Origin of the sequence: Kosakonia arachidis (assembly GCF_900116535.1) — a bacterium.
GTDB lineage: Bacteria > Pseudomonadota > Gammaproteobacteria > Enterobacterales > Enterobacteriaceae > Kosakonia > Kosakonia arachidis.
Genome location: NZ_FPAU01000007.1, coordinates 129,469 through 154,191 on the forward strand (window position 1 = coordinate 129,469; position 24,723 = coordinate 154,191).

Annotated in this window: 20 protein-coding genes; 17 read left to right on the forward strand and 3 right to left on the reverse strand. The window is 53.5% G+C overall.

From position 1 onward, the window contains the following. The first annotated feature begins 28 nt into the window (after positions 1-28). The 14 genes from BM427_RS21085 to katG all read left to right on the forward strand — a co-directional run bounded on the left by BM427_RS21085 (position 29) and on the right by katG (position 19,466). Positions 29-451, forward strand: a complete 423-nt coding sequence (locus BM427_RS21085) for a GPW/gp25 family protein (protein ID WP_090125398.1) — start codon at positions 29-31, stop codon at positions 449-451. Then, positions 444-2,243, forward strand: a complete 1,800-nt coding sequence (tssF, locus tag BM427_RS21090; protein ID WP_090125401.1) for a type VI secretion system baseplate subunit TssF — start codon at positions 444-446, stop codon at positions 2,241-2,243. The genes BM427_RS21085 and tssF overlap by 8 nt, the downstream gene beginning before the upstream one ends. Further along, a complete protein-coding gene (gene tssG / locus BM427_RS21095; protein WP_090125404.1) occupies positions 2,234-3,175 on the forward strand; it encodes a type VI secretion system baseplate subunit TssG in 942 nt (313 codons plus the stop codon). The genes tssF and tssG overlap by 10 nt, the downstream gene beginning before the upstream one ends. Positions 3,176-3,189: 14 nt before the next feature. Further along, positions 3,190-5,175, forward strand: a complete 1,986-nt coding sequence (locus tag BM427_RS21100) for a type VI secretion system Vgr family protein (RefSeq protein WP_090125406.1) — start codon at positions 3,190-3,192, stop codon at positions 5,173-5,175. Between the two features lie 10 nt (positions 5,176-5,185). Continuing rightward, the gene (locus BM427_RS21105) at positions 5,186-5,632 is read left to right on the forward strand and encodes a DUF6931 family protein (RefSeq protein ID WP_090125409.1); all 447 of its coding nucleotides are present in this window, start codon (positions 5,186-5,188) and stop codon (positions 5,630-5,632) included. Then, a complete protein-coding gene (locus BM427_RS21110) occupies positions 5,632-5,931 on the forward strand; it encodes a PAAR domain-containing protein (RefSeq protein ID WP_090125412.1) in 300 nt (99 codons plus the stop codon). The genes BM427_RS21105 and BM427_RS21110 overlap by 1 nt, the downstream gene beginning before the upstream one ends. Positions 5,932-5,937: 6 nt before the next feature. Continuing rightward, on the forward strand, positions 5,938-6,990 hold the full coding sequence (gene tssA, locus BM427_RS21115) for a type VI secretion system protein TssA (RefSeq protein WP_090125415.1): 1,053 nt from the start codon (positions 5,938-5,940) through the stop codon (positions 6,988-6,990). Further along, complete coding sequence (gene tssJ / locus BM427_RS21120; protein ID WP_090125418.1) at positions 6,990-7,622, forward strand: type VI secretion system lipoprotein TssJ; 633 nt, start codon at positions 6,990-6,992, stop codon at positions 7,620-7,622. The genes tssA and tssJ overlap by 1 nt, the downstream gene beginning before the upstream one ends. 1 nt (position 7,623) lies before the next feature. Further along, the gene (tssK, locus tag BM427_RS21125) at positions 7,624-8,985 is read left to right on the forward strand and encodes a type VI secretion system baseplate subunit TssK (protein WP_090125421.1); all 1,362 of its coding nucleotides are present in this window, start codon (positions 7,624-7,626) and stop codon (positions 8,983-8,985) included. Continuing rightward, entirely contained in the window at positions 8,982-9,602 is a 621-nt protein-coding gene (locus tag BM427_RS21130) for a DotU family type IV/VI secretion system protein (protein ID WP_090125424.1), read from the forward strand. Before tssK ends, BM427_RS21130 begins: the two co-directional genes overlap by 4 nt. Before the next feature lie 5 nt (positions 9,603-9,607). Further along, positions 9,608-13,024, forward strand: coding sequence for a type VI secretion protein IcmF/TssM N-terminal domain-containing protein (locus tag BM427_RS21135; protein ID WP_090125427.1), 3,417 nt, complete (start codon positions 9,608-9,610; stop codon positions 13,022-13,024). 19 nt (positions 13,025-13,043) lie between these two features. Beyond that, positions 13,044-15,554: a type VI secretion system ATPase TssH gene (gene tssH / locus BM427_RS21140; RefSeq protein WP_090125430.1), complete on the forward strand. Its 2,511-nt coding sequence runs from the start codon at positions 13,044-13,046 to the stop codon at positions 15,552-15,554. A 505-nt stretch (positions 15,555-16,059) separates the two neighbouring features. Next, positions 16,060-16,602: a winged helix-turn-helix domain-containing protein gene (locus tag BM427_RS21145; protein ID WP_090125434.1), complete on the forward strand. Its 543-nt coding sequence runs from the start codon at positions 16,060-16,062 to the stop codon at positions 16,600-16,602. Between the two features lie 680 nt (positions 16,603-17,282). Beyond that, the gene (katG, locus tag BM427_RS21155; RefSeq protein ID WP_090125440.1) at positions 17,283-19,466 is read left to right on the forward strand and encodes a catalase/peroxidase HPI; all 2,184 of its coding nucleotides are present in this window, start codon (positions 17,283-17,285) and stop codon (positions 19,464-19,466) included. Between the two features lie 341 nt (positions 19,467-19,807). On the opposite strand, the gene BM427_RS21160 is transcribed toward katG, so the two are convergent. Beyond that, on the reverse strand, positions 19,808-20,017 hold the full coding sequence (locus BM427_RS21160; RefSeq protein WP_090125443.1) for a hypothetical protein: 210 nt from the start codon (positions 20,015-20,017) through the stop codon (positions 19,808-19,810). Positions 20,018-20,194: 177 nt separating this feature from the next. On the opposite strand from BM427_RS21160, the gene BM427_RS21165 reads away from it, so the two are divergent. Together BM427_RS21165 and gap are read left to right on the forward strand one after the other, a co-directional pair. After that, positions 20,195-21,181: a GlxA family transcriptional regulator gene (locus BM427_RS21165; RefSeq protein WP_090125446.1), complete on the forward strand. Its 987-nt coding sequence runs from the start codon at positions 20,195-20,197 to the stop codon at positions 21,179-21,181. Positions 21,182-21,259: 78 nt separating this feature from the next. Continuing rightward, on the forward strand, positions 21,260-22,270 hold the full coding sequence (gap, locus tag BM427_RS21170; RefSeq protein ID WP_090125448.1) for a type I glyceraldehyde-3-phosphate dehydrogenase: 1,011 nt from the start codon (positions 21,260-21,262) through the stop codon (positions 22,268-22,270). Positions 22,271-22,309: 39 nt separating this feature from the next. On the opposite strand, the gene BM427_RS21175 is transcribed toward gap, so the two are convergent. After that, positions 22,310-22,663 carry a MerR family transcriptional regulator gene (locus BM427_RS21175; protein WP_090125451.1) on the reverse strand — a complete coding sequence of 118 codons (354 nt, stop codon included), beginning with the start codon at positions 22,661-22,663 and terminating at the stop codon, positions 22,310-22,312. A gap of 83 nt (positions 22,664-22,746) precedes the next feature. On the opposite strand from BM427_RS21175, the gene BM427_RS21180 reads away from it, so the two are divergent. Beyond that, positions 22,747-23,631: an alpha/beta fold hydrolase gene (locus tag BM427_RS21180; protein WP_090125454.1), complete on the forward strand. Its 885-nt coding sequence runs from the start codon at positions 22,747-22,749 to the stop codon at positions 23,629-23,631. 40 nt (positions 23,632-23,671) lie between these two features. Here the strand turns inward: BM427_RS21180 and adhP are convergent, their stop codons facing one another. Next, the gene (gene adhP / locus BM427_RS21185; RefSeq protein WP_090125455.1) at positions 23,672-24,703 is read right to left on the reverse strand and encodes an alcohol dehydrogenase AdhP; all 1,032 of its coding nucleotides are present in this window, start codon (positions 24,701-24,703) and stop codon (positions 23,672-23,674) included. Positions 24,704-24,723 lie beyond the last annotated feature (20 nt).

Genomic DNA, 24,723 nt, shown 5'->3' on the forward strand with positions numbered 1-24,723 from the left:
TAGCCGTTTTTTTTCAGGAAGTACGTTGATGATACATTCACTACTCTTAGCTCTCAGTGATAATCACCCTCTTCGCGAAGAAGATGATTATCAGTGTGAAGCGCTTTCACATCACCAATTACTGACAGAATTAAACATGTGTTTAAGCTCTCGCGCACGCTATCCTGGCATTGAGGAGATTCCCCTTATTAATGCTTCGGTATTGAATTTTGGTATCGATGAGTCATTCCAGCAAACTAACGAACTGATCCCCAGATGCAATATTATGGAACAGCGGTTGAAAAAAACCATTGCCCGTTATGAACCACGCCTAATGCAGGTTTCTATCACCAGCACTCAGGATGAGTCGGAATACATTAAATTCCAATTACAGGCAAATTATTTAAATAAGCGCATAACCATCAGGCTTATCTGGAATGACGATACGGGAGTGTTTTATTTCGATGAATAGTTTGCTTTCTTATTATCAGAAAGAACTGAACTTTTTAAAAAAGCATGGCCGGATTTTCGCTGAGCGCTTTCCTAAAATAGCCCGCCGGCTTGGCATGATCGAGGGGGAGTCCGCCGATCCGCATATCAGCCGACTGATTGAATCTTTTGCATTGTTGACGTCGCGTATTCATCAGCGGCTTGATGAGGATATGCCAGAAGTGGTCGAGGCGCTCATTGCTTCGCTGGCCCCACAGTTCCTGCGCTCGCTGCCCTCAACCTGCATTGTTATGATGGAGCCCGATCCCGTGCGCAGCGGCATCAGCGGCAAAAATATTCTTGCGCCGGGAACCGCGCTGTTTACCCGTAACACCGCCCCGCTGCCTTGCCAGTTTCAAACCATCTACCCGGTAACGCTACTGCCACTCAGTATCGAGGCGGCAAGGCTACATTTTGACAGCGATATCCTGAACTGGAAGTTACGCTTGCAGTTTCGGGTCTGGCCCGGCAGTGCGATCGGTGCCGAAAAGATCCGCATCTATCTGCACGGCCAGGACAACGCGGTCAATCTGCTATATACGGTGCTTTGTTCTGAAGTTCAGAGTCTTGGCCTGTCGCAGGGGAAGAACAGAATAGCCCTACCCGCCACGGCAATCACCCCGGTAGGTTTTGAGGCAGAAGATGCGCTGCTTACACGTGATCCCCGCATTGCGCCGATCCATATTCTGCTGCTGGATTACTTTTATTTTCCGCAAAAATTCTCTTTTATTGACCTGCAATTGCCAGAAGGTTTTACTGCCAGCGGCAATGAAATTTTTGAAATTCAAGCCGTTATCAGGCGCAACCGGTTGACAAAAAAACTGGAAAAAATGGCTGATAGTGTCGATGCCAGCTTTTTCCGCTTATTCTGTTCTCCCGCCGTTAATTTGTTTATGCAGCGCGCAGAACCGATCACGCTCAACGATGCCACAGTAGAGCATCCGGTCATTCCGGACAATCGCTATCCGGGGCTGATTAACGTCTGGTCAATCGACACCGTTACCGTGCAGCGTAAAACCGAAGGCCGCATCGAACATTGCCCGGTGCGTTCACTGCTTGAAAGCCATCTGCATGCAGACAATAAGGACAATGCCGGGTTGCGCTGGCAGAGCACCCACCGGGAAACGCATGGCCCACGCGGCGTGGAATCAATCTGTTTTATTGCTTTCAGTAAAAGCCAGCCAGTTTCGGCTTCGCCGATCGCCGAGGTTGTGACCATTACCATGCGCTGCAGCAACCATACACTGCCGCATCAATTGTCGTATGGTCATCCTGACGGTGATTTTGATGCCGACGCCGCTGTTGCCGCACTGAAGACGATTGCCCTGACCCATCCCACACGTCCGCTTCATCCCCCGGAAAAAAGTGCGCAACGCTGGCGCTTTCTGGCACAACTGTCTCTCAATCATCAACTGCTGACAGGCGAACACGGCGCACAACAGTTGGCAGAGATGCTGTCGCTGTATAGCCGTGACGTACAACCGGGGAAAACGCCGTTATTCATGTTGATACAGTCGCTGGAGTGCCAGCCTGTTACACGTCGGCTGGTAAAAAACGATCCGCACTCGCTGGCCCGCGGCATCAATGTGCGGGTGACGTTTCGCCATCAGGCGCTGAATGAACCTGACTATTACCTCTTCTGCGCTTTGCTGGATCGCCTGCTGGCGCTGTATGCCCCGGTCAACAGTTTTATCCGGCTCGCCACCTGCATCGAGCAGGAAGCAGAAACGCTGCACCAGTGGCCGGTACGCGCCGGGAGGTTGTCTTGGCTTTGATCCCGCTTATCAGCAAATTCAATTTTTATCAACAAATCCGCCTGCTGCTACGCACACTGCGGGATGGCGAAAAAACCGATGAAGCATTGCTTGATGAAGCACTGCATCTGACATCAACCCTTTCGCTTAATGCGCCAGAGGGTGATGTGGAGTCGCTATACCAGACAGCACCCGACCAGCCTCTGACGCTAACGGCTTTCCATCATGGCCTGACCGGAGCAATGGGCGCGCTGCCTGCGGTGTATACCGAGTGGCTGATTGAACGCCAGCATCGTTACAGCGACGGCAGCGCCAGGGCTTTTTTTGATCTCTTTGGTCACAGGCTCTACTGCCTGGATTATCTCGCCTGGCAAAAAAATCATTTATACGCGCTCGCTGAATCTACAGGTTCCTCGCCGCTCAACATGGCCATCCTCGCGCTTACCGGCCTGACGAATGAAGCGCCCTTCCCGGCGATGGTGAACCACGCGGCGTTATTTGCCGCGCCCGTGCGTTCAATGGTCAATCTGGAGCGCTGGCTAAGTCAGCTTTTTGCAGTCCCGGCGCAGGTGATCCCGTTTACTGGCGGCTGGCGCAGCGTGAGCGATGAGGAGCGTTGCCAGCTCGGCAATGCTCAACACAGGCTGGAAACCGCGCCAATGCTGGGCTCTGCACGTCGGGAGGCGCATGCACATTTTGATGTTTTGCTCGGCCCGATGTCAGTGGCATCTTCCCGCCGTTTTATTCCGCAGGGTGCAGCCTGGCAGGATCTCTGGGCGCAAATCCGCAATTATGTCGGCCCGGTAATGGATTTCTCGATTTCCTTGCTGATTAGCCGTTCCTCTATCGGTGCCAGCCCGCTGGGAACGTGCGCTTTAGGGGTGGATTTTTGTCTTGGCAGCAGCGCGGGAACTTATCTGCATAAAGTGCAGAAACCTGCCCCGGTCTTTTAAACAGGATTATTGCTATGTCGATTATTGAAAAAAGCAAAGCGCAACAACACCATTTTATCGGCTGGAACGGCGATCTGGCCGGTTCGCTGCTGCTTGTCTCACTTCGCGGTCAGGAATCACTCTCCTCGCCGTATCAATACGAACTGCGTTCGCTGACCAAAATGAATGAGAAAGCGCTGTCGCGCTGGCATGGCGAAGCGGTCTCCTGCCGCATCGGCGACGGTAGTCAGCCGCTACCGCAGCGCCATTTGCACGGTGTGGTGACCCGCATTCGTTATGCACAACGCACCGGGGATGAGGCGGAGTGTATTTTCACGCTCGAACCGACACTCTCGCTGCTGCACATGGGGCGCATGATGCGCATCTGGCAAAACACCAGCGTGCCGGATCTGGTCACCACTCTGCTTAAAAGTTACGGCATTAACGATATCGAGGTGCAATTACATGGCACGTACCCGAAGCGAGAGTACTGCGTGCAGTATCGTGAGTCGGCATTGCGTTTTATTGAACGAATTTTGCAGGAAGAAGGGATCTACTATTTTTTCCGCCACAGCGCAGCGGGTCATACCTTCGTGCTGGCCGATCATCCTGCCAGCCACGCCGCCATTGGCGGAGAGAAACTCGCCTGGCATCATCAGGGCGAAATCATCACTGGTGGCACTATCGAAAGCTGGGAAGCCAGCGTGGCGTTGCTACCGGCAAGTGTGGCGATTCAGGGGTTCAATATGCCGCAAACTGCCGCGATCGATGATCTAAAAAGCGCCCGCAGTACTGATAAATCCATCACCTCAGTAACGTTTACCGATATCACGCCGCAGGGCGAACGTGAATTGATCTCCCGTCATGCCCAAACGGCGATGGCGGCGAAAGAGGCCAATATTCGCCATTTTGCCGCAACGGCGAATGCGCACTGGTTGAGTTGCGGCGAAATTTTCACGCTGAGCGGCCATCCTTCCGGCGATAAAGAATACAACATCCGGCGCCTGGATCTTGAAGCAGTCAATAACTTTGACGACAACAGTAGCGCCTGTTTTTGTCAGTTACAGGCGGTAAGCAACGATCAACCTTGGGTGCCAGACGCCAGCCATCCTTTGCCGGAGATCCCGGGCGTGCTGACAGCAATCGTCGTCGGGCCTGCTTCCGAAGAGATCCACACCGATGAATATGGCCGCATCAAGATCCAATTTCCGTGGGACAAAGAAAATCCAGGGGACGATACCAGCTCCTGCTGGGTACAGGTGGTACAGCCGTGGAGCGGCGCGAAATTCGGCGCGCAGTTTCTTCCCCGCGTCGGCTGTGAAGTGTTGGTCAGCTTTGTGCAGGGACATCCGGACTTTCCAGTCGTCATCGGCACGGTGCATAACGGCCAGAATAAGCCGCCTTTCGCCCTACCCGCCGGGAAAAACGAGAGCGGTTTTTTGTCACGCAGCACCCCTAAAGGCAGCGTTGATGAGGGCCATCGTCTGAGTTTCAACGATAAAAAAGGCGAAGAGTTGCTGACCATCATTGCGCAAAAAGATCTCGCACTGACGGTGAAAAACGATGCCACCAGCACCATTGCCGCCAACCGCAGTACCGAGCTGACCAAAGGCAACGATCTGCTAGTGCTGAAAGAGGGTGATATGAGCGTCACACTGGAAAAAGGCAACTGGCAACAGCGCATAACGGGCAATGCCACAACAGAAGTGAAAGACGGTAACTACAAACTCAGCGTGGCGGGCAATAACACCACCGAGCTAAAGAGCGGCAACTACATGCTCAGCGTGAGCGGCGGCGGCGGGGGTATCAAAACCGATAAAGCGCTGACGTTCGAATCCACACAAGGCATCGAACTGAAAGTGGGCAGCAACAAAATCAGCCTCTCGCCCAGCGGCATTACGATTAACGGCACCCTGCTCACCCTTGAAGCGAAAGCCACAGCAGAGCTTAAAGGCGCAATGGCCACGGTGTCCGGCAGCGGGATGACGCAGGTTTCAGGCGGCATTATTAACATCGGCTAAGGAGAGCTTTATGGCATCCGTTGAATTATCTCACCAACAACAACTTGCATGTGGCAACTGGGAAGAAGCCCTGCAACAGTGGCGCCAGCAGTATGACTTCAAAGCGGTCGTCACCAAATTGACCGCCCTGCTTCGGCGCTTTGCCAGCACGGATGCGCTGCCGCTGCTGAATGATATCGCCCATTACGGCCGTCAACCCGACGAAATACTGCGCTGGCGTATCTTTGAACAGGCGAAAGAGCTGGGTTTTAACACGCCAGTTGGCGCCCTCGCTTTATCGCTATTCTGGTCGCAGGGAAGTATGAGCCCGCCGGATCTTGAGCCGGTTTATCCCGATCCGCAACTGAGCCAGCAAATCCTCAATTGTGCACTGGTGATGTCAGCCTGCCAGCTCTCGGAGTCTCCGACAGAGGGCGTACGTCTGCTATTTTCCCACATTGCTAACGGAGGTCTGTGATGGCTCAACCTGCAGCCCGTATTTCTGATATGCATACCTGCCCGATGATGACGCCCGGCGTTCCGCCGATCCCACATGTTGGCGGGCCCATCATGCCGCCAGGTGTCCCTACCGTGCTGATTGGCGGTCTTCCCGCCGCGACCGTTGGCTCAATGGCGACCTGTGTCGGGCCTGTCGACAGTATTGTGATGGGCAGTTTCAAAGTGTTGATCGGCAAAAAACCAGCTGCACGCATGGGAGACAGTTGCGCTCATGGCGGCGTGATTGTCGCCGGGTGCCCCACCGTGCTGATCGGATAAGTGAACATGACCCTTGTTGCCGATATCGCGCCACTGTTAGCGCCAATAAGCCCGGAAAATCCTGCCGGGGAAAATCTGGAATATGAGCTGCTATTTGACACCATCCGCAGCGCACGAGAAAGCGACCCGGACTACTTACCCGAAGGCGGCTGGTCGGTGAGCGAACCCCGCAAAGCGGACTGGAAGAAAGTGCGGACGTTGAGTGAAAAAGCCCTCACGGAGCAAAGCAAAGATCTGCAACTGGCGTGCTGGCTCGTGGAATCGCGCTGCCATTTGCAGGGGCTGGCTGGGTTGTGCTCGGGCCTCGATTTTCTTTGTGCCTTCCTGCAACAGTTCTGGTTTCAGTGCTGGCCTTCACTTGAGGAGGATGGCGTTTTAGCTCGCCGTAGCCGACTGTCGCGCCTCGATCGCGACATAAGTATGCAGCTTATTCACCAGCCGTTGTTGCCCCAACAAATGACTTCGCTGGCGACATGGCGGGAAATCCAGGTGTTTGAACAAAAAGCAGCCAATCACCCGGACAGCCGCGAGGAACTGATAAAGCAGAAAGGCGATCTGTCGATGATCAGTTTCGACCGGCTGGCGACGCAATTTTCTGCTCATGACATCAGTCAACAGCTTGCGCTGACGAAACAACTTGCCACTGTGCTGCGGCAATGTGAGGCATGTTATGCCTCGTTGAGTGAGGACCAGGAAGGCGATGTCTTTGTTCTGATCCGCCAGACATTAGCCGAAGTGACCGACTATCTGCAACGCCTGGCGCAACGGGCAGTGCCGTTGGCTGCCAATGTGCCTGCTGACGGCGCTGGAGACGCGCCGCCCGCCACGACGTCGTCCTTCGCCACCTCACAGGTGATGAACCGCGAGCAGGCCATCAACCAGATGCTGGCTATCGCCGCGTGGTTTCGCCAGACCGAACCCTCAAGCCCGGTCCCCTTTCTGATGGATCGCGCCGCCCGCTGGGCAAACATGACGCTAACCGAATGGCTGGAAGAGATGCTTACCGACGATACCAGCCTGCATGCCATCCATAATGTATTAACAGGACAAACCCAATAATGCCGGGAAAACATACCCTTACCATTGCTTTTTGTGTCGCGCTGCTCAGCGGCTGCGCAGCAGAGGAAAACGCGGCTTCCACTACGAAACAGCAGGCCATTGATCAGGTTGCTGCACCTTTTGCCCAGGGTTCTATCACGCTGACGATTCAGACCGATCCGGATTTAAATGCCGTGCATGGCATCGCCAATAGCTGCACGTTACTGGTTATCCAGGCACAACATGCTAATACGCTGAGCAAGCTGCTCTCTAACCCATTCGCATTAAAGAGTCTGTTCAGCGCCGCAGGCGCGCAGGATGACATCTTAAAAGTTGACCGCTACGCCGCCATGCCGGGACAGCACACGACACTGCACATCGATCGCAGCGAGAATACACGTTACCTTGCAGTAGTTGCTGGTTATTACCCGTTCCCGCAAAAGCAGCATATGGTGCTAATCCGTATTCCCGTCACCACCGAAAGTTCCGGCTGGTGGACACCGCGCTGGCAGGCACAACTGGCGCCGGTAACGCTAACCCTTCATCTCGGTAGCAACGGCATGACGCAGTTTACCGGCGCGGAAAGCGAGCCACTGCGCCTGCAAAATGCGGCGCCCGCACCGTCTCACTCCTCTGCCAGCCAAGGAAGCTGATATGTATCCGGAACTTCAGCAGATTTACTGGTATTCAGGTGTTTATTTACAACCGCAACATTTGCAGTCTGTCGATCTGCATCATCACTACATGCTATCGCGCCATCGCCAACTGACACAGCCGTGGAACGTTGGGCTGATTGAGTCGGTGTTTAACCTGGAAATGCTGGTTGATTTCACGCTAAAAATTGAACGCCTGAAGGCTCTGTTACCTTCCGGGGATTATCTGGAGTTTCCCGGCAACTGTAGTCTGCAACCACGCCAGTTTCGCCAGGCATGGAGACAACTGGAGAAACCGTTAACCCTTTGGCTGGCACTGCGTCGTTTCGACCCTGGCCATGTGAATGTCGGTGAGTCGCCAAACAGCCGCTGGTTCAAAGCGCCTGAAGAAGGTGTGATGAAAGATGTCTACTTCAACGGGCCGGAGTGCAGCGTCTCGCGCATTCTTTATAACGTACAGATCCTCACCGACAGCGAGAAAGAGGCGGTGGTGGATTGTGAATTTATTCCCCTTCTGCGGTTGCGCTATGACACCGATCGCGTGATCGCTGACGCCAGTTTTTGTCCTCCGCTGGTCAACCTTGACAGCACGCCAGTGCTGAAAAATCTGCTGGACGGTCTGTATGCCGAACTGGCAAACCGCGCCTATAAACTCGAGGATTACAAACACCCGGAACAGAGCCATACCGCCCAGCATGGCGATATGACGCAACTGTTAGTGATGCGATCCCTGAATCGGACGCTGCCATTGCTGCACCACTACTGTCGCACGCCGGGCATGCATCCGTGGCCTGTCTACGGACTGCTGGCGCAACTGATTGGCGAACTCTCCAGTTTCAGCGATTGCTGTTCATTTAATGGTGAATGGGCTAAGGAAACGATACGCCTGTTGCCGTATGACCACGATGATCTTTACGCCTGTTTCGCCAGCGCGAAAACCCTTCTGCTTTCACTGCTAAATGATCTGATGCTGGAAGATAACGTCTGGATCACCTTCGTTCCAACCAGCCAGCACATCTTTATCGGCGATTTGTCGTCACTCGCCGGACAACAAAGTGACCGCGTGTTTCTGCGGCTACGTTCAGAGCAGCAGCCCACCAGCGCAACCGAGAGCAGCGGTTTTAAAGTGGCACCAGGTTCGGTGATCGGCAAGCTGATTCAACATGCGCTGCCGGGGATTGCCACTACGGTGCAGGATCCCGCTCCGCGTGGCGTGCCACAGAGTAAAAATACGGTCTATTACCAACTGAACCAGCAGGACGATCTGTGGAAGAAGATCGGCCAGGAGCAGAGCCTGGCCTTTTACTGGGATGACGCACCCGACGATCTGCAAGTTCAGGCCGTGTTTATGGGGGTGTCATGAGCGAGCTTCTTGATGACTATCTACCGGTCTTCAAGCAGGTACTGGACATGATTGCAGAGCCGACATCGTTTACCGATTACGCCGAAGCGCGACAAGGGTGTCTTGTCCAACTTGAGCAGGCAATGCAGCGAGCCTGCCAACAGGATGCCAGCGAAGAGGAGAAAGCGGCCGCGAAGTTTGCGGTCATCGCCTGGATTGATGAAACGGTGCTCTGTTCATCCTTGCCATGGCGTGAGCGCTGGCAGAGTGAATTATTGCAGCGTAAGTATCTGAATGTGACCGTCGCGGGAGAGCGCTTTTTTACCTGTCTGGCGCAACTTGAGACTGTCTGGCATCAGGCGCGAAAGATCTTTCTCTTCTGTCTGCAAAACGGTTTTCACGGTCAGTACAGCATGCCCGAGGATGACGAGCAATTGCAGAAGATCATTACAGAGCAACGTGCGCTGAGCCTTCCTGCCGCATGGCTAAGCTGGCCAAATAACAGCGCGATCACACTCGCAACATGCGGAAAAACCGTCGCCACACCGCTGCATAAACGCCTGCTACTGCGGGCAACCGTGACTCTGTTGCTGCTATACGGGTCTTTATTTTTTCTTCTTTATCACTACGCAAACTGACCTCTATGTTTAAGAAATTAGCCTGCTTTACTGGTTGGCTGGCGGTACTGTGCCTGTCGCTGATGTTCAGTTTTATGCTTGGCCTGTGGCAAGGATGGGGCACCGCGACGATCCTGCTGCTTTGGTTACTGGTGATGGTGCTGACCGCGCTGCTGTGGCACTCGCTTCCCGAGCTATTGCTGCTTATCAGGGGGAAAAAAGGCCGCCGCTGGTTCACAAAATACCGCTTATCACGCCGGGAATATGTGCTGTTTAATCACTGGAAAGCGGGTGCCGCAGTCATCAAACGCATTAAACGTCGGCGTACGCATCTTCCGTGGTATTTGCTGGTCGGCGATCGCTGTGGCAAAAGTACCCTACTGAGCAGCGCAGGGCTGCCCCGTTTTTATGGTGACAGCGCCGACAGCATCACCACCCCGACCCGCACGCTGCGGTGGTGGTTTTTTCGCGATCTATGCGTGCTCGATCTGTCGAGCAATTTTTTAAACGGTACTGCCTCCTTCCGTCAGGCCTGGAGCAAACTTGCCCGCTGGTGCACGCACATTCCCGCGCCGGGCGGCATCATTATTGCGTTGCCTATGAGCCAGTTAATGGCGAGCGATCTCAGCCAATTGCATAGGCTGGCCCGCCAGCAACGTAGCCTTGTCGAGCCTCTGGTCAGGCACTATGGCGAACGCTTGCCACTCTATGTGTTAGTCACCCAGTGCGATACGTTCCCTGGTTTCAGTTTGTGGCAGCATCAGCTTTCTGACGCCCAACGCCAACAGGCGCTGGGTTACACATGGAGCATGCCACCGTGTATTGATGGCCAGGACGACACCACGCTGCAACCGCTATTCGCGCATCTACACGAAGGATTTTCCCTTGTGCGGCTGAGTATGGCGCGCCCGGACACACTCAGTGCACTTGAATACAACGCCCTGTTAGATTTCCCGGAAGCGTTCGCCCGGCTGGAGCCAGCACTGCGCTTCACGTTGGCGGCCCTGTGCGAAGCCAACGCCTATTTCAGCCCGGTCACGCTGAAAAGTATCTGGTTCTGTTCCACCGAACCGCAGGTGGAGAATCAGGGTCGCCGCACCAGCCATTTCATCCAGGATCTGCTTACCCGCCACCTCCCGGCATTAAGTTTAAAAAAATCCGGTCTGCGCTGGTATCAGCGTTCATTCGGCAGAACCTGCTGCTACACCGCAATCGGTGTCTGCGCTCTCTGGCTAGCAATAAGCGCCAGCATGAGCGCTATGCGCTTGCGCTCGGGGCTGGCTGAATTAGCGCCGGATAAGCTGGCGGCGTTTATTGCCGCAGATGAGCAACATGCAACGCTGGCCCTGCCCTGGTTGCCATTTACGCCCTTATTCAGCCAGCAACGACACAACGCTGAAACGTTGCTTACCCGCATCCCGGTAACGCCGCGCCCTGCAAGGCAAACGCTGGAAGCGTTTCAGCTACGCGCCCTTAATGCTTCGCCCGCACAACAGCGGCACTACATTTTGCAACTGGCAGTTGCGGTCACGCACTGGCGACAAATGCAGCGCGGCGCGCCGCTGGATACGCTCGCCGGATCCTCACCAATCAGCGACGAGTTGATGCAAAATGTCTATCCGTCGGCGTTGTCGCCGCTGACCCGGCTGGCGCTGGAGCGTTATTACATTCAGCGTCCTCACGGCAAACGCTGGTTGCAGAATGCACAACGGGTGCTGGACAATCTGGTCAATAACGATCTGTCGTTACGCTGGTTGCAGGCACCAAACACCGCATTTCCGCCACTGCACGCCGCAACATTCTGGCCTGCATTACCCGATTCGCTTGCTCTTGATGGAAGATGGACGCAGGCCGGTGAAGCCACAATTAATCACTGGATGGCAGAGATTGAAGCCGCTACAGGTCGCCCTGAACCGATTTTCCAGCCATTGCGCGAAAGCTGGCCGGAAACAAGGCAGCAGGCATGGCGTCAGTATCTGATTGAGGTGACGGCTCACCTTTCTCCTGATGAGACACTCCCGGCGTCGCGCCGCCAGTTGATTGCGATCGGCCAGAATCAAAGCCCGGCGATGCGCTTTGCCGCCCGCATCGTTGACGAGCTTGAAGCCATTTTGCCGCAACAGGCGCAGCCCTGGCTGACCACGCTGCGTGATGTTCAGACACTCGCCAGCGCGGGTGATGGCACCTCACTGCGGCAATTCAACCAACAACTGCGTCTGTCGCTTGCCGACTGGTTTCAGGGCAACACCCAAACGACCGCTGCCGCCACAACGCAATCTGCCCAACAGGCGTGGCTCGACTGGCAAAAATCCCGTAACAGCGCTGTTAATGCGGCGGTGGCGCAGGAGAAACCGAGGGATACATTAACGCACGGGCTTTTTACCCCAAGACAGCAAAAACCGGATGCCAACCCGCTGGGTGCTCTCTTGCCAGCACTTGCCACGCTGGAGGAACGCGCCTCACCCGATGATATTGAGGCTGATGTGGCGGAGGTGTGGCGGTTGTATCAGGATGATGCCCGCACGCTACTGGCAAACGCGATGGCCAACAGCGCCTGTTGGTTGAATGAGCAATGGAAAAGCAGCGTGATCTGGCCGTTGGGGAAAAATACCGAAAAACGCAGCTACGAAGAGCAACAAACACTGAGCCAGCAACTGGTGAGCAATTTTCTACGCGGCCCGGCCAGACCCATGCTGTCGGTGGACAGTAATGGTCTCAGCGCTGCCGGTTTTGCCGGAATGACGCTGCCATTAACGACAGAATTTAGCCAGTTTCTCCGAAGCGCCTTCACCCCGGATATTCTTCAGGATCTGCCGCAACGCACCACCACCAAAATCCAGGATCAGAAAGCAGCGTTACAAGCCAAAGTCGCAGCGCTTGAGTTACAACAAACCAAACTCGAACAACAGGTCGTGAAAACCACGGTCACCAGCCTGCCAGCAACCATCGCTGGAGGCGCACAGGTGATCCCAACCGGAACAAAATTATTACTGAATTGCCAGAAAGGCGACCAGGTACTCAGTAGTATGAATTTTGCCGACAAGGCCGATTTCACCTGGCAGCCAGGCCAGTGCCGCGGCGTAACGCTCAGTGTCACGTTCCCTGATTTTGTCGCGATCAGTCAGATTAATGGCGACGATGCCTGGCCCTGGTTTGTCAGCCTGTTCTCTTCAGGAGAAACGCTGATCAACAGCAGTGATTTCGGTGACAGCGCTGAATGGCTTAAGCGATTAGGCATCAAACAAATCCTCGTTCGTTTTACCATGACCAACACTCCCCCTCTTGAGGATGCGTGGCAAAGCTGGAAAACGAATGCCGATGAAATCAGCGCCCTCACGCAACAAATCCGCGATCTCAACGAGCAATCTGCGCATCCGCAACCTGACGAGTTAGTCGCGCACGCGCTTTCTGGTTTCCCCGACAACATCACACAGTGTCAGTAACACCATTGAAGGTACTTTTATGAACCATCATTTAAAACCAATAATCACTAAACTTTCCGCTGAGGGACGAGCGGTACTTGACACCGCCGTCAGCCATGCGGTTTCTCTGCAACATACAGAAGTGACGCCAGAACATTTACTGATGGCAATAGTGCGTCAGCAAAGCCCAGTGATCGAGCAACTGGGATTACAGTGCGGGCTACCGGTTAGCAGGCTATTCGATGTATTACAGCAGGAGCTTCAGCGCCAGCGGCCGCAACAAAACTCAGCGCCACACCTTTCAGTTGGGCTGACCGAGTGGTTTATTGCGAGCTGGTTACTGGCAAGCAGCCACTGGGGACAATCCCGGCTGACGCCTGCCGCACTTCTGGCCGCATTATTCGATGACGGTAATCAGTTACAGTTTGCGGCCCAGGTGGAAAAAGCATTGCAATGCGCCCGCCCCGAGGCGATGGCGTTGCTGCAAAACATCTATGCGTCAGAGCCTGTATATGACGAACAGCCAGTGGCCAGTACGTCTGCGCTGCAAAAATATACGCGTAATCTCAGTGAACTGGCGCGTAAAGGAAAACTGGATCCGGTTCTGGGCCGCGAATCCGAACTGCGTCAGATGGTGGATATTCTGTTACGACGCCGCCAGAACAACCCGATTCTTACCGGTGAGCCAGGTGTCGGGAAAACAGCGCTTGCCGAAGCGCTGGCGCTGCGCATTGTCGCAGGCACCTTTCCTCATAGGCTGAAAGCGACAGAGATATTGACGCTTGATTTGGGGGTGTTACAGGCCGGAGCGAGCGTGAAAGGAGAGTTTGAAAACCGCCTTCAGCAGTTACTGAAAGAGGTTGCCCGCTCGCCTACGCCGATTATTTTATTTATTGATGAAGCACATACACTCATTGGCGCAGGGGGATCCGCCGGACAAAGCGATGCCGCTAACTTACTCAAACCCGCGTTGGCGCGCGGCGAGCTGCGAATTATTGCGGCGACAACCTGGGTTGAATATAAAAAATATTTCGAGAAAGATGCCGCGCTGGCGCGCCGCTTTCAGCTTATCAAAGTAGCGGAGCCGGATACGGACAAGGCAACGACGATGTTACGCGCGATGGCACCGGCCATGTCCAGACATCACGGCGTTCCCATCCTCGAAAGCGCCATCCATGCCGCTATATCTCTCTCCAGTCGTTACATTGCCGAGCGCCAGCTTCCCGACAAATCGGTGAGTTTACTGGATACTGCCTGCGCCCGCGTGGCGATATCACAAACTCAGGAACCGAAAGAGATCGAAGCAATCTGTGTGCAACTGCATGCCATTCAATGCGAGATTGCGGCGCTGAAACGGGAAAACAGTGCAATTGCGCGACAAGAAAAACTCCGTCAGCAGGCGAGGACGTTGCAGCGCGATCTTGATTCGCTGCGCCAGCAATGGGAGCGGCAAACGCGGCTGGTGCAACAGTTACAACAGTGCAAGGATGATGAAGAAATTGCGCTGATGCGTAAAGCGCTTGCTGCATGTCACCAGCAACATGCGATGGTGTTTGAGTGCGTCGATGCCGTCTGCGTGGCGGACGTGGTAGCGGACTGGACCGGTATCCCGCTCGGGCACATGCTGGAACAGGAGCACCAACAACTGGATTCACTGTGCCAACGGCTTGAACAACGGATTATTGGGCAAAAACATGCCCTCAAACATATCACGCAACAAATTCGTATCAGCCGCGCCGGGCTTGCCGATCCGCAAAAACCCACCGGTGTGTATATGCTGGCCGGTCCCTCCGGAATCGGCAAAACCGAAACGTCGCTGGCGCTGGCCGAGCTGCTGTATGGTGGGGAAAAGAGCATGGTGACCATTAATATGTCCGAGTACCAGGAAGCCCACTCCGTTTCCGGACTGAAAGGTTCACCGCCAGGCTATGTAGGTTATGGTCAGGGCGGTGTACTTACCGAAGCCGTTCGCCGTAATCCCTACTGTGTGGTATTGCTGGATGAAGTGGAAAAAGCGCATCCGGACGTCATGGAGCTGTTCTATCAAATTTTCGATAAAGGCATCATTGAAGACGCAGAAGGACAGCGGATTAACTTCCGTAATACGCTGATTATTATGACGTCTAACCTGGCCAGCGCGGCACTGACTAGCGCATGGGAAAAAGGCGAAACCTCGCCGGAGGCGTTGTGCAATATTATTCGCCCTGACTTTGAACGCGTCTTCAGCCCGGCGTTGATGGGACGCATGACACTGATCCCTTACCTGCCCTTGCAGCCACAGGAACTGGCGCAGATCATCGAATTGAAGCTTCAGCATCTGTGCCGCCGTTTTCAAACTGCGACCGAAAGTGACTCACGCCCTGGCTGGACAAATAAAGTGGTTAACTGGGTGGCAAAACGCTGTCAAGTGCAGCAAAGTGGCGCGCGTGATATTGACCAGATATTGATCTCAGATTTGTTACCGATTCTGGCTGACCATGCGTTAACTTCAACGGCGAAGAGTAAAGTAAAAATTGATATCCTCAAAGGTCGACTGGCATTGAAAGTGTAGCGACAAAAGTTAAATTTTTTTCGTTATGTACTACGAGTCCAGTGTCAGGATCGTTTCGTGGAGGTTCTGTCGCTGGTTTTTGATTTATGTCTTGCATTGATTCCATTGAGAAAGTTTGCGTAACCACTTCATATAAAAATAAAAATCAAAAAATATTTTTGCATCGTATGTCTAATATTTATAAAAATAATTTATATCTTTTTAAATCAGAGCAATAAAAACCAGCTAAAATCATCACAATAACCCAGCTTGATAAATCATTCACCCAAATAAATAATTACAATCCAACATTCACGCAACTTATATCACTCAGGGAACTCTCAGGAAAAAACACTATAAATGAATACAATTCATTTATTTATAATACGTTCACTTACAAAGGAATCATATAAATACATGTTATGATAATCTTATTAAGAGGAAACATTCTTAAATTTATTACTCTAACAATGTATGCTTAGGGCTTATTGTAAATGGATTCTATAAACAATCAAAAGGAGACTAAATGAACTCGCATATATATCGTATTAATAATGAAGTTGACTTTAATATAGCTGAACGCACTCTGTGTCGATGTGATATGTACCAGCCATCAGCATTATTGACCAAACCCGCATCTAAATGTCTTGAGCTTTTAATAACAAAGAAGCCGGGTGAGATTGTTAAGCATAACGAACTCTATGATTATGCGTGGGAAAAGCGCACCAGGGAGACCTCTCCCAATACTTTATATCAGACGATATTCCAGACCAGAAGAATAATTGCGACGACGTTTAACACAAAAGAACAATTTATTTTAACTCTGCCGAGAGAGGGGTTTTACTTTAATCCGGCGGTAACAATAGAACCGTTGAAATACAAAGCAAAGCCCCCGGAAAACTGCCATGCCAGAAATTTGAAATTGGCATTACATGCCACCAACCATGAATCTGAAATTCACGCCCGGCTTAACACATTGCAGCAGATTCTCCTCGATGTGTGTGATAAGGTCAATTTTATCGAAAAACTCACCCGTACGAAACACGGAAACAAAATGTCAACCGGCTAGTTTTTAAAGTAACCCGCTACCCGGATGCGAAGCTGAAGAAATATTTAGAAGTGCTATGCCTGACCCGGTATATGCCACCATGAGGAGCCCGGAAAGTCTGGTTGCCACATCGGACGACATAAAGCATGTCGAAGTAATGATTGTGAATAAAAGAGCCCCCAATAGCTATGCTGATTTTCTTCCCACCAACAGAATTAAATTCCGTGGCCCCTCTTTCCAGGACAAAAGGATCCAAGACATAAAATTCCCAGCGTCATAAAAAAGGATGAATTGAAAAAGTAAAGCAACGTAATCCCGTCCTGCCTGTTAGGGAGCATGCTATCCGGGGACGGTGAGTTTTCTGCTTTTCATGGTAAAAGTCATTATCCCGCCTTTATGCTGGCTTGTGGCGACGTCTCCGCGATCTTTTCTTTCTGCCCCCGTCTCTCTGCACACTGGCGATAATCTGTGCTTCCGCCTTCCCTTTTATGGATTCGATCAAACAAGGCACAAAAAAAACAGCTCAAGCGTAACGCGATTGCTAAGGTTGGTGAGGCAGTTATAAATTTATGTGATATTTGTCGGTTTTTTTATGCATCAAAAGAAAGGTATCAACTATCAAATCTGTAGGTTTATTCAAGTACCTTTAACAGGAAGCAGTGTATATCGTAACGGCATTACACAAGCAAATGGAGCCAGATATGAGCACGTCAGACGAAAACCCCCTCTCTTCCGCCGTCGAGAAATGCCCTTTCCATGATAAAGCCAGCAAGCACAGCACGCCCAAAGCCACCAGTAACCAAGACTGGTGGCCAAACCAACTGCGTGTCGATCTGCTGAACCAGCACTCTAACCGCTCCAATCCGCTGGGTGAATCCTTTAACTATCGCGAAGAGTTTAAAAAACTCGACTATTCCGCACTGAAAGCCGATATCCGTAACGTACTGACCGATTCGCAAGCGTGGTGGCCTGCTGACTGGGGCAGCTATATCGGGCTGTTTATTCGTATGGCCTGGCACAGTGCCGGGACGTATCGCACCGTTGATGGCCGTGGCGGTTCCGGACGCGGCCAGCAGCGCTTTGCGCCGCTGAACTCCTGGCCAGATAACGTCAGCCTTGATAAAGCGCGCCGTCTGCTGTGGCCAGTAAAACAGAAATATGGCCAGAAAATTTCCTGGGCCGACTTGATCATTCTGGCGGGGAATGTGGCGCTGGAAAATGCAGGTTTCCGCACCTTCGGTTTTGGCGCGGGCCGCGAAGATGTCTGGGAACCGGATTTCGATGTGGACTGGGGTAACGAGAAAGAGTGGCTAAGCCATCGTCATCCTGAAAGTCTGGCGCAGGCAGCAATTGGCGCCACTGAGATGGGGCTGATTTACGTTAACCCGGAAGGCCCGAACGCCAGCGGTGAACCCGTTTCCGCCGCCTCGGCAATTCGCGCTACCTTCGGCAATATGGGGATGAACGATGAAGAGACTGTTGCGCTGATCGCCGGTGGTCACACTCTGGGTAAAACCCACGGTGCCGCAAAACCGGACGGCCACGTTGGTCCGGAGCCAGAAGCCGCACCGCTGGAAGCGCAGGGCCTTGGCTGGATGAGTAGCTATGGCAGCGGCGCAGGCGCTGATGCGATCACCTCCGGGCTGGAAGTGGCATGGACACAAACGCCAACCCAGTGGAGCAACTACTTCTTCGAGAACCTGTTCAAATATGAGTGGGTGCAGACCCGTAGTCCGGCTGGCGCTATCCAGTTTGAAGCCGTCGATGCGCCGGAAATCATCCCGGATCCGTTTGATCCGGCGAAAAAACGTAAACCCACGATGCTGGTTACCGACCTGACACTGCGTTTCGACCCGGAATTCGAGAAAATTTCTCGTCGCTTCCTGAACGATCCGCAGGCATTTAACGAAGCCTTTGCCCGTGCGTGGTTCAAACTGACGCACCGTGATATGGGGCCAAAATCTCGCTACATCGGGCCTGAAGTTCCGCATGAAGATCTGATTTGGCAGGATCCATTACCAGCTGCCACTTATCACCCTGACGGCGCAGATATCGCCAATCTGAAAGCAGATATCGCCGCATCAGGCCTGTCAGTTAGCGACCTGGTTTCGGTGGCCTGGGCTTCAGCTTCCACTTTCCGTGGTGGTGATAAACGCGGCGGCGCCAACGGTGCACGTCTTGCGCTTACCCCGCAAAATGGCTGGGAAGTAAACACCCGTGCGGTGAAAGCTTTACCGGTACTGCAACGCATTCAGCAGGCATCGGCAAAAGCTTCACTGGCCGATATCATTGTGCTGGCCGGTGTGGTTGGCGTTGAGCAGGCGGCGGCATCGGCAGGTGTGCAAGTGAATGTGCCGTTTACACCAGGACGTGTTGATGCGCGTCAGGATCAAACAGATGTCGACTCCTTTAATCTGATGGAGCCGCTGGCTGATGGTTTCCGCAACTATCGTCGCGTCTGGGATGGGGTGAGCACTGAAACCTTGCTGATTGATAAAGCCCAGCAACTGACGTTGACCGCACCAGAACTGACAGCACTGGTCGGTGGGCTGCGTGTTTTGGGCGCTAACTATGATGACAGCAAACACGGCGTCTTTACCGATCGCGTCGGCGTGCTGAGCACCGACTTCTTTGTCAACCTGCTGGATATGCGTACCGCGTGGAAAGCTACCGACGAAAAAGCGGAACTGTTTGAAGGCCGCGATCGTCAGAGCGGCGAAGTGCGCTACACGGCAACACGCGCCGATCTGGTCTTCGGCTCCAACTCGGTACTGCGTGCACTGGCGGAAGTTTACGCCAGCAGCGATGCGAAACAGAAATTTGTCATCGATTTCGTTGCTGCATGGACGAAAGTGATGAATCTGGACCGTTTCGACCTGCAATAATCCGTGCTGCGGTGAATAACACACCTGCGGGCTCAAACCTGCAGGTTTTTTATGCCTGCCACTCTGTTTCGTGACAACGTCACCTTTAAATGTAAGCAAAAAAATCCCGGTATGGATACCGGAAATTGTTAATACCGAGTTTTGCTGACCGCGCTCTGCGATCAAAGAGTAATAACTGATGAAACCAGACACCGCAAGAAGTACGCCTCGGGTCAGGCTTGCGCCATTAAACGGCAGGAATGTAACGCGGAGATGACGGCGAGGTTTCAGGAAAATAAACACCCGGGCGACACCATTATTTATGTCCCCCAACCCAGTTCTGCAAAAAACAGAATTAAAAATCAGTCAGATGCTGAGGTCTCTTCTTGATCGAGCCTGAGTACAAAATGGTTATTATGGCGGGTGATTTTTGCACCGCTGTCGCCATAATTCGCAGAAAGCATGAAGAAGGCATCAGCATCGACATCAAACGCCAGCTCCACCTCCGTCTGCTTACCAGAGGTAATCATTTGATAAGCCTGCTTTAAGTTATACGCTTTTGCAATTGCCATGGATAAATCCTCGCGTGAGATGCGACCGATAAAAATCCTGTACTGTAGTTATAGTAGCGATTTGGAAATTCGTTTGCTTCTCATTAACGGCCTTTCAGATTTGGATCAGACTCACTCTTACACTCAAAATTCTGTTCGCGTCTTGACTTATAATGCAACGAGTGTACTTTTCAGGACATGAAGAGATTCCTGATTATCGTTCCCGATGGCGGCATGTTGTTCGAAGCTGCCGGTATTGCCGACATTTTGATGCAGGCCAATCGACTGCACAGGCATGCGGATGAAACCCAACAACTGCGTTATCGGGTGAGCATCGCCACCACACAGCCACACCAGGTAATCCACGGTCAGTCTGGCCTGAATCTTCTGGCCGATTTCCGTCTGCCGGAACTGGACCCACGCGAGCCGTGGGATACCATCATGATCACCGGACGCGGAACCGATGAAGAGGAAGGCACCGCCGTCGTTGACTGGCTGCGTCTTGCCGCCCCCCATGCCGACAGAGTGGCTTCCATCTGCGGTGGAGCGATGCTGCTGGCGGAAACCGGGTTGCTTGACGGGCGACGGGCCACCACCCATTGGCGGTTGCTCGAGACCATGCAATCGCGCTATCCGCTGGTCAAAGTCGAAAGCGGCCCGCTCTATATTCAGGATGGGCCGATATGGACTTCCGGCGGCGTCAGCTCCGGTTTTGACCTGACCCTGGCACTGGTCGAAGAGGATTATGGCTTCACCCTCGCCCGTGACGTCGCACAAGATCTGGTGATGTATTTGCGTCGTCCCGGTGGCCAGTTGCAGTTTAGCCGCTACCATCTGCAACAGGCAGAGAGTGTCGGGCCGGTCAGTGAATTACAAAGCTGGATTCTGGAAAACTTGATCGAAGATCTCTCGGTCGAAAAGCTTGCCGAACGCGTGGCAATGAGCCCGCGCAATTTCACCCGCGTCTTTACTCGTGAAACTGGCGTCCCTCCGGCGCGTTATGTTGCCGAAGCGCGGCTTGCCGCTGCACGACATCGCCTGGAGCAAACCCGCGAAACGCTGGAGAGTGTGGCCGCCGCCACGGGTTTCGGCAACAGCATCAACTTGCGCCGCATCTTTGAGCGTCAACTGCACCTTACCCCAGGAGAGTATCGCCAGCGCTTCCACTGCCGCAAAATGGCATAAAGTGATCCTTATCCGTCCTTTACGCCAAAGTGCTGCCGCTCTAAAGTGACTTCAGACACGAAAAAGAAGGAGTCAATCATGGTTAAGGTCGGCATTAACGGTTTTGGCAGGATCGGACGCAACGTACTGCGCGCCGCGATCGGTAACACAGAGATTCAAATCGTCGCCATCAACGATCTGACGGATAGCAAAACCCTCGCCCATCTACTGAAACACGATTCACTGCTTGGCACGTTGTCGGTTCCGGTTGAAGCAGGTGAAGGCCAGTTGTTTGTCGATGGCAACGCAGTGCGCGTCTTCAGTGAACGTGATCCGGCGAATATTCCGTGGCGCGATGTTGGTGTAGAAATTGTGATTGAAGCCACCGGATTCTTTACCGATCGCGAAAAAGCGGCGGTGCATATCAGCCACGGCGGCGCAAAACGGGTGATTATCTCCGCGCCGGGGAAAAATGATGACCTGACTATCGTGCTCGGCGTTAACGACACGCAGTACGATCCGACACGTCACTTTGTGGTCAGCAACGGCAGTTGCACCACCAACGGGCTGGCGCCTGCCGCTCAGGTACTGCACCAGCACTTTGGTATTGAACACGGGTTGATGAATACCACTCACGCCTACACCAACAGCCAGGCGCTGCACGACCAGCCGGAAAAAGATCTGCGCGGTGCGCGTGCCGCAGCGCTTTCCATCGTGCCTTACTCCAGCGGCGCGGCAAAAGCGCTCGGCAAAGTGATCCCGGAACTGGACGGACGGCTGACCGGTTATTCGCTACGCGTACCGGTGCCGGTGGTGTCGATCGTCGACTTAACGGTAACGCTGAAACGCGATGTGACAGTGGAAGAAGTGAATGACGCTTTCCGTAAAGCCGCAGCAAATGGGCCACTGAAAGGCATTCTTGGCTATAGCGATGAGCCGCTGGTTTCCAGTGATTATCAGGGCGATCCGCGCTCTTCCATTATCGACGGCCTGTCAACGCTGGTGATTGGCGGTAATCTGGTGAAAATCCTCGCCTGGTACGATAACGAGTGGGGCTTCTCCAACCGGCTGGTGGACCTGACGAAACTGATGGCACAGCGCGGTTTATAATCATCACTCCGTAAACAAACCACGCTACGGCGTGGTTTGTTATGGCTCGTCGCTACGGCTCAGTGCAGCGAGTAACTGTGCTCGGCGCTGCTCAAGGGTAGCGATTTGCGCTTCAATGCGACTGAGGCGTTTACGCTGCAATTCTCGGGTTTGCGGGCAAAATGCGGTCCCTTCCGTGCTGCGCATGCATTCCGGGAAGGTCGCGATTTCCGCCAGGCTAAACCCCGTAGCAATCAATTGTTGGATCTGACGTACCTGCCCGACCACCTGCGCAGAAAAATACCGATAGCCGTTACAGGCCCGCGTAGAGCATAACAGCCCATACCGATCATAATGACGAATAGAGCGCACACTGACGCCCGTTTGCCGGGCAAGTTCGCCAATCGATAGCATCTTTTCTCCTCGTTTGCTGCTTGACTCTGACACCAGTGTAAAGGTTGAGGATAGCCACGAATCGTTAACCAGAGGAACATTTTATGCTGTTATCGCGTGGCCGTAACCTTGCCCTTACCCTGCTGCTGTTTTGCGCCTCACTGTATGCGCAGGATAAACACTATACCGTCGTCTCGTCAGATGGCGTACCGCTGGCTGTACAGGAAACTGGCGCAGCAGACGGTCAGCCCATCATCTTTATTCACGGGCTGTTAGGCAGCCACCTTAACTGGGAGAAACAGTGGCAGGACCCTGTCCTGCAACGCTTTCGCCTGATCAGTTTCGACCTGCGCGGCCATGGCTTATCAGGCAAACCGGAGCAAGCAACCGCTTATACGGAAAGCCGCCGCTGGGCCGATGATGTCGCCGCCGTTATCAAAGGCAGCGGCGCAAAAAAGCCGCTTCTGGTGGGCTGGTCGCTGGGGGGCGCTGTCAACAGTCACTATCTGGCAGCCTATGGTGATCAACAGATTGCTGGCGTGTTGTATGTTGATGCCGTGGTAGAACTCACGCCAACGCAAATACCTGCTCACCCGCAGGTTTATCAGGATATGGTATCAGCGGATCTGAAAACCCATCTGGCAGGTGAGCGTGATTTTCTGCGCCTGTGCTTCCACCAGCAACCCGACACCGCCACGTTTGAGCGTCTGCTGGCTAACGCCGCGCTGGCCTCGTGGCAAATGCAACGCGTGGTGCCGCAAATGAAAGTGTCACTCGCACAGGGGCTGGGTAAAGCAAAAGTACCGGTACTGTTTATTTATGGGGAAAAAGATCAACTGGTAAACCCACAAGCTTCCCTGGCACGGGCCAGAAGCGTAAACCCACACATCCGTACGCTGCTTTACGCAGAGTCGGGACATGCGCCCTTTTTAGAAGAGCCGCAGCGTTTCAACCGGGATCTGGCTGCGTTTGCCGAATCACTCCAGTAGCAAAACGGGGCAGAGTGCCCCGTTTTTCACCACCACACCATCACAACGACATATCCACCACGATACGGCCGGTTATTTTCCCGGCGCGCATCCGATCAAAAATGCTGTTGATATTCTCCAGCGGTTCAACGGCAATTTCCGCATGCACTTTATTGCGTCCGGCAAAATCCAGCGCCTCTTGCAGATCTTTGCGCGTCCCCACTATTGAGCCGCGCACGGTGATGCCATCCAGCACCATATCAAAGATCGAGAGGTCGAATTTGCCCGGCGGCAGCCCGTTCAGCACCATCGTCCCGCCACGACGCATCATGGTGGTTGCCTGTTCAAACGCTTTTGGTGACACCGCCGTGACCAGCACGCCGTGCGCGCCGCCAAACTCTGCGTGGAAGCGCTTGCCGGGATCTTCTTCCCGTCCATTGACCACCACCGATGCGCCGAGACGACGGGCAAATTCGAGCTTTTCATCGTCAATGTCCACCGCCGCCACATTCATCCCCATCGCCACAGCATACTGGATTGCCAGGTGACCAAGACCGCCGATACCGGAGATTACCACCCATTCACCGGCGCGGGCTTCCGTCATCTTCAGCCCTTTGTAAACCGTTACCCCGGCGCAGAGAATTGGCGCAATCGCATGGAAGTCGACGTTATCCGGCAGAATGCCGACATAGTTGGCGTCCGCCAGACAATATTCGGCAAAAGTGCCGTTTACCGAATAACCGGAATTCTGTTGCCCGTGGCACAGCGTCTCCCAGCCGCTCAGACAGTGTTCACAGTGCCCACAGGCAGAGTAAAGCCACGGCACGCCAACCCGATCGCCCTCTTTTACATGCGTCACGCCCGGCCCCACCGCCACCACGAGGCCCACGCCTTCGTGACCAGGAATAAACGGTGGATTCGGTTTTACCGGCCAGTCGCCTTCTGCGGCATGCAAATCGGTATGGCAAACGCCGGTCGCCGCGATCTTGACCAGAATTTTGCCCGGAGCCACCGCAGGTACCATTACCTCTTCAATCACCAGCGGTTGCCCGAATGCTTTAACCACTGCCGCTTTCATCGTTTTCAGTTGCATAGCATTGCCTCATCCTGATG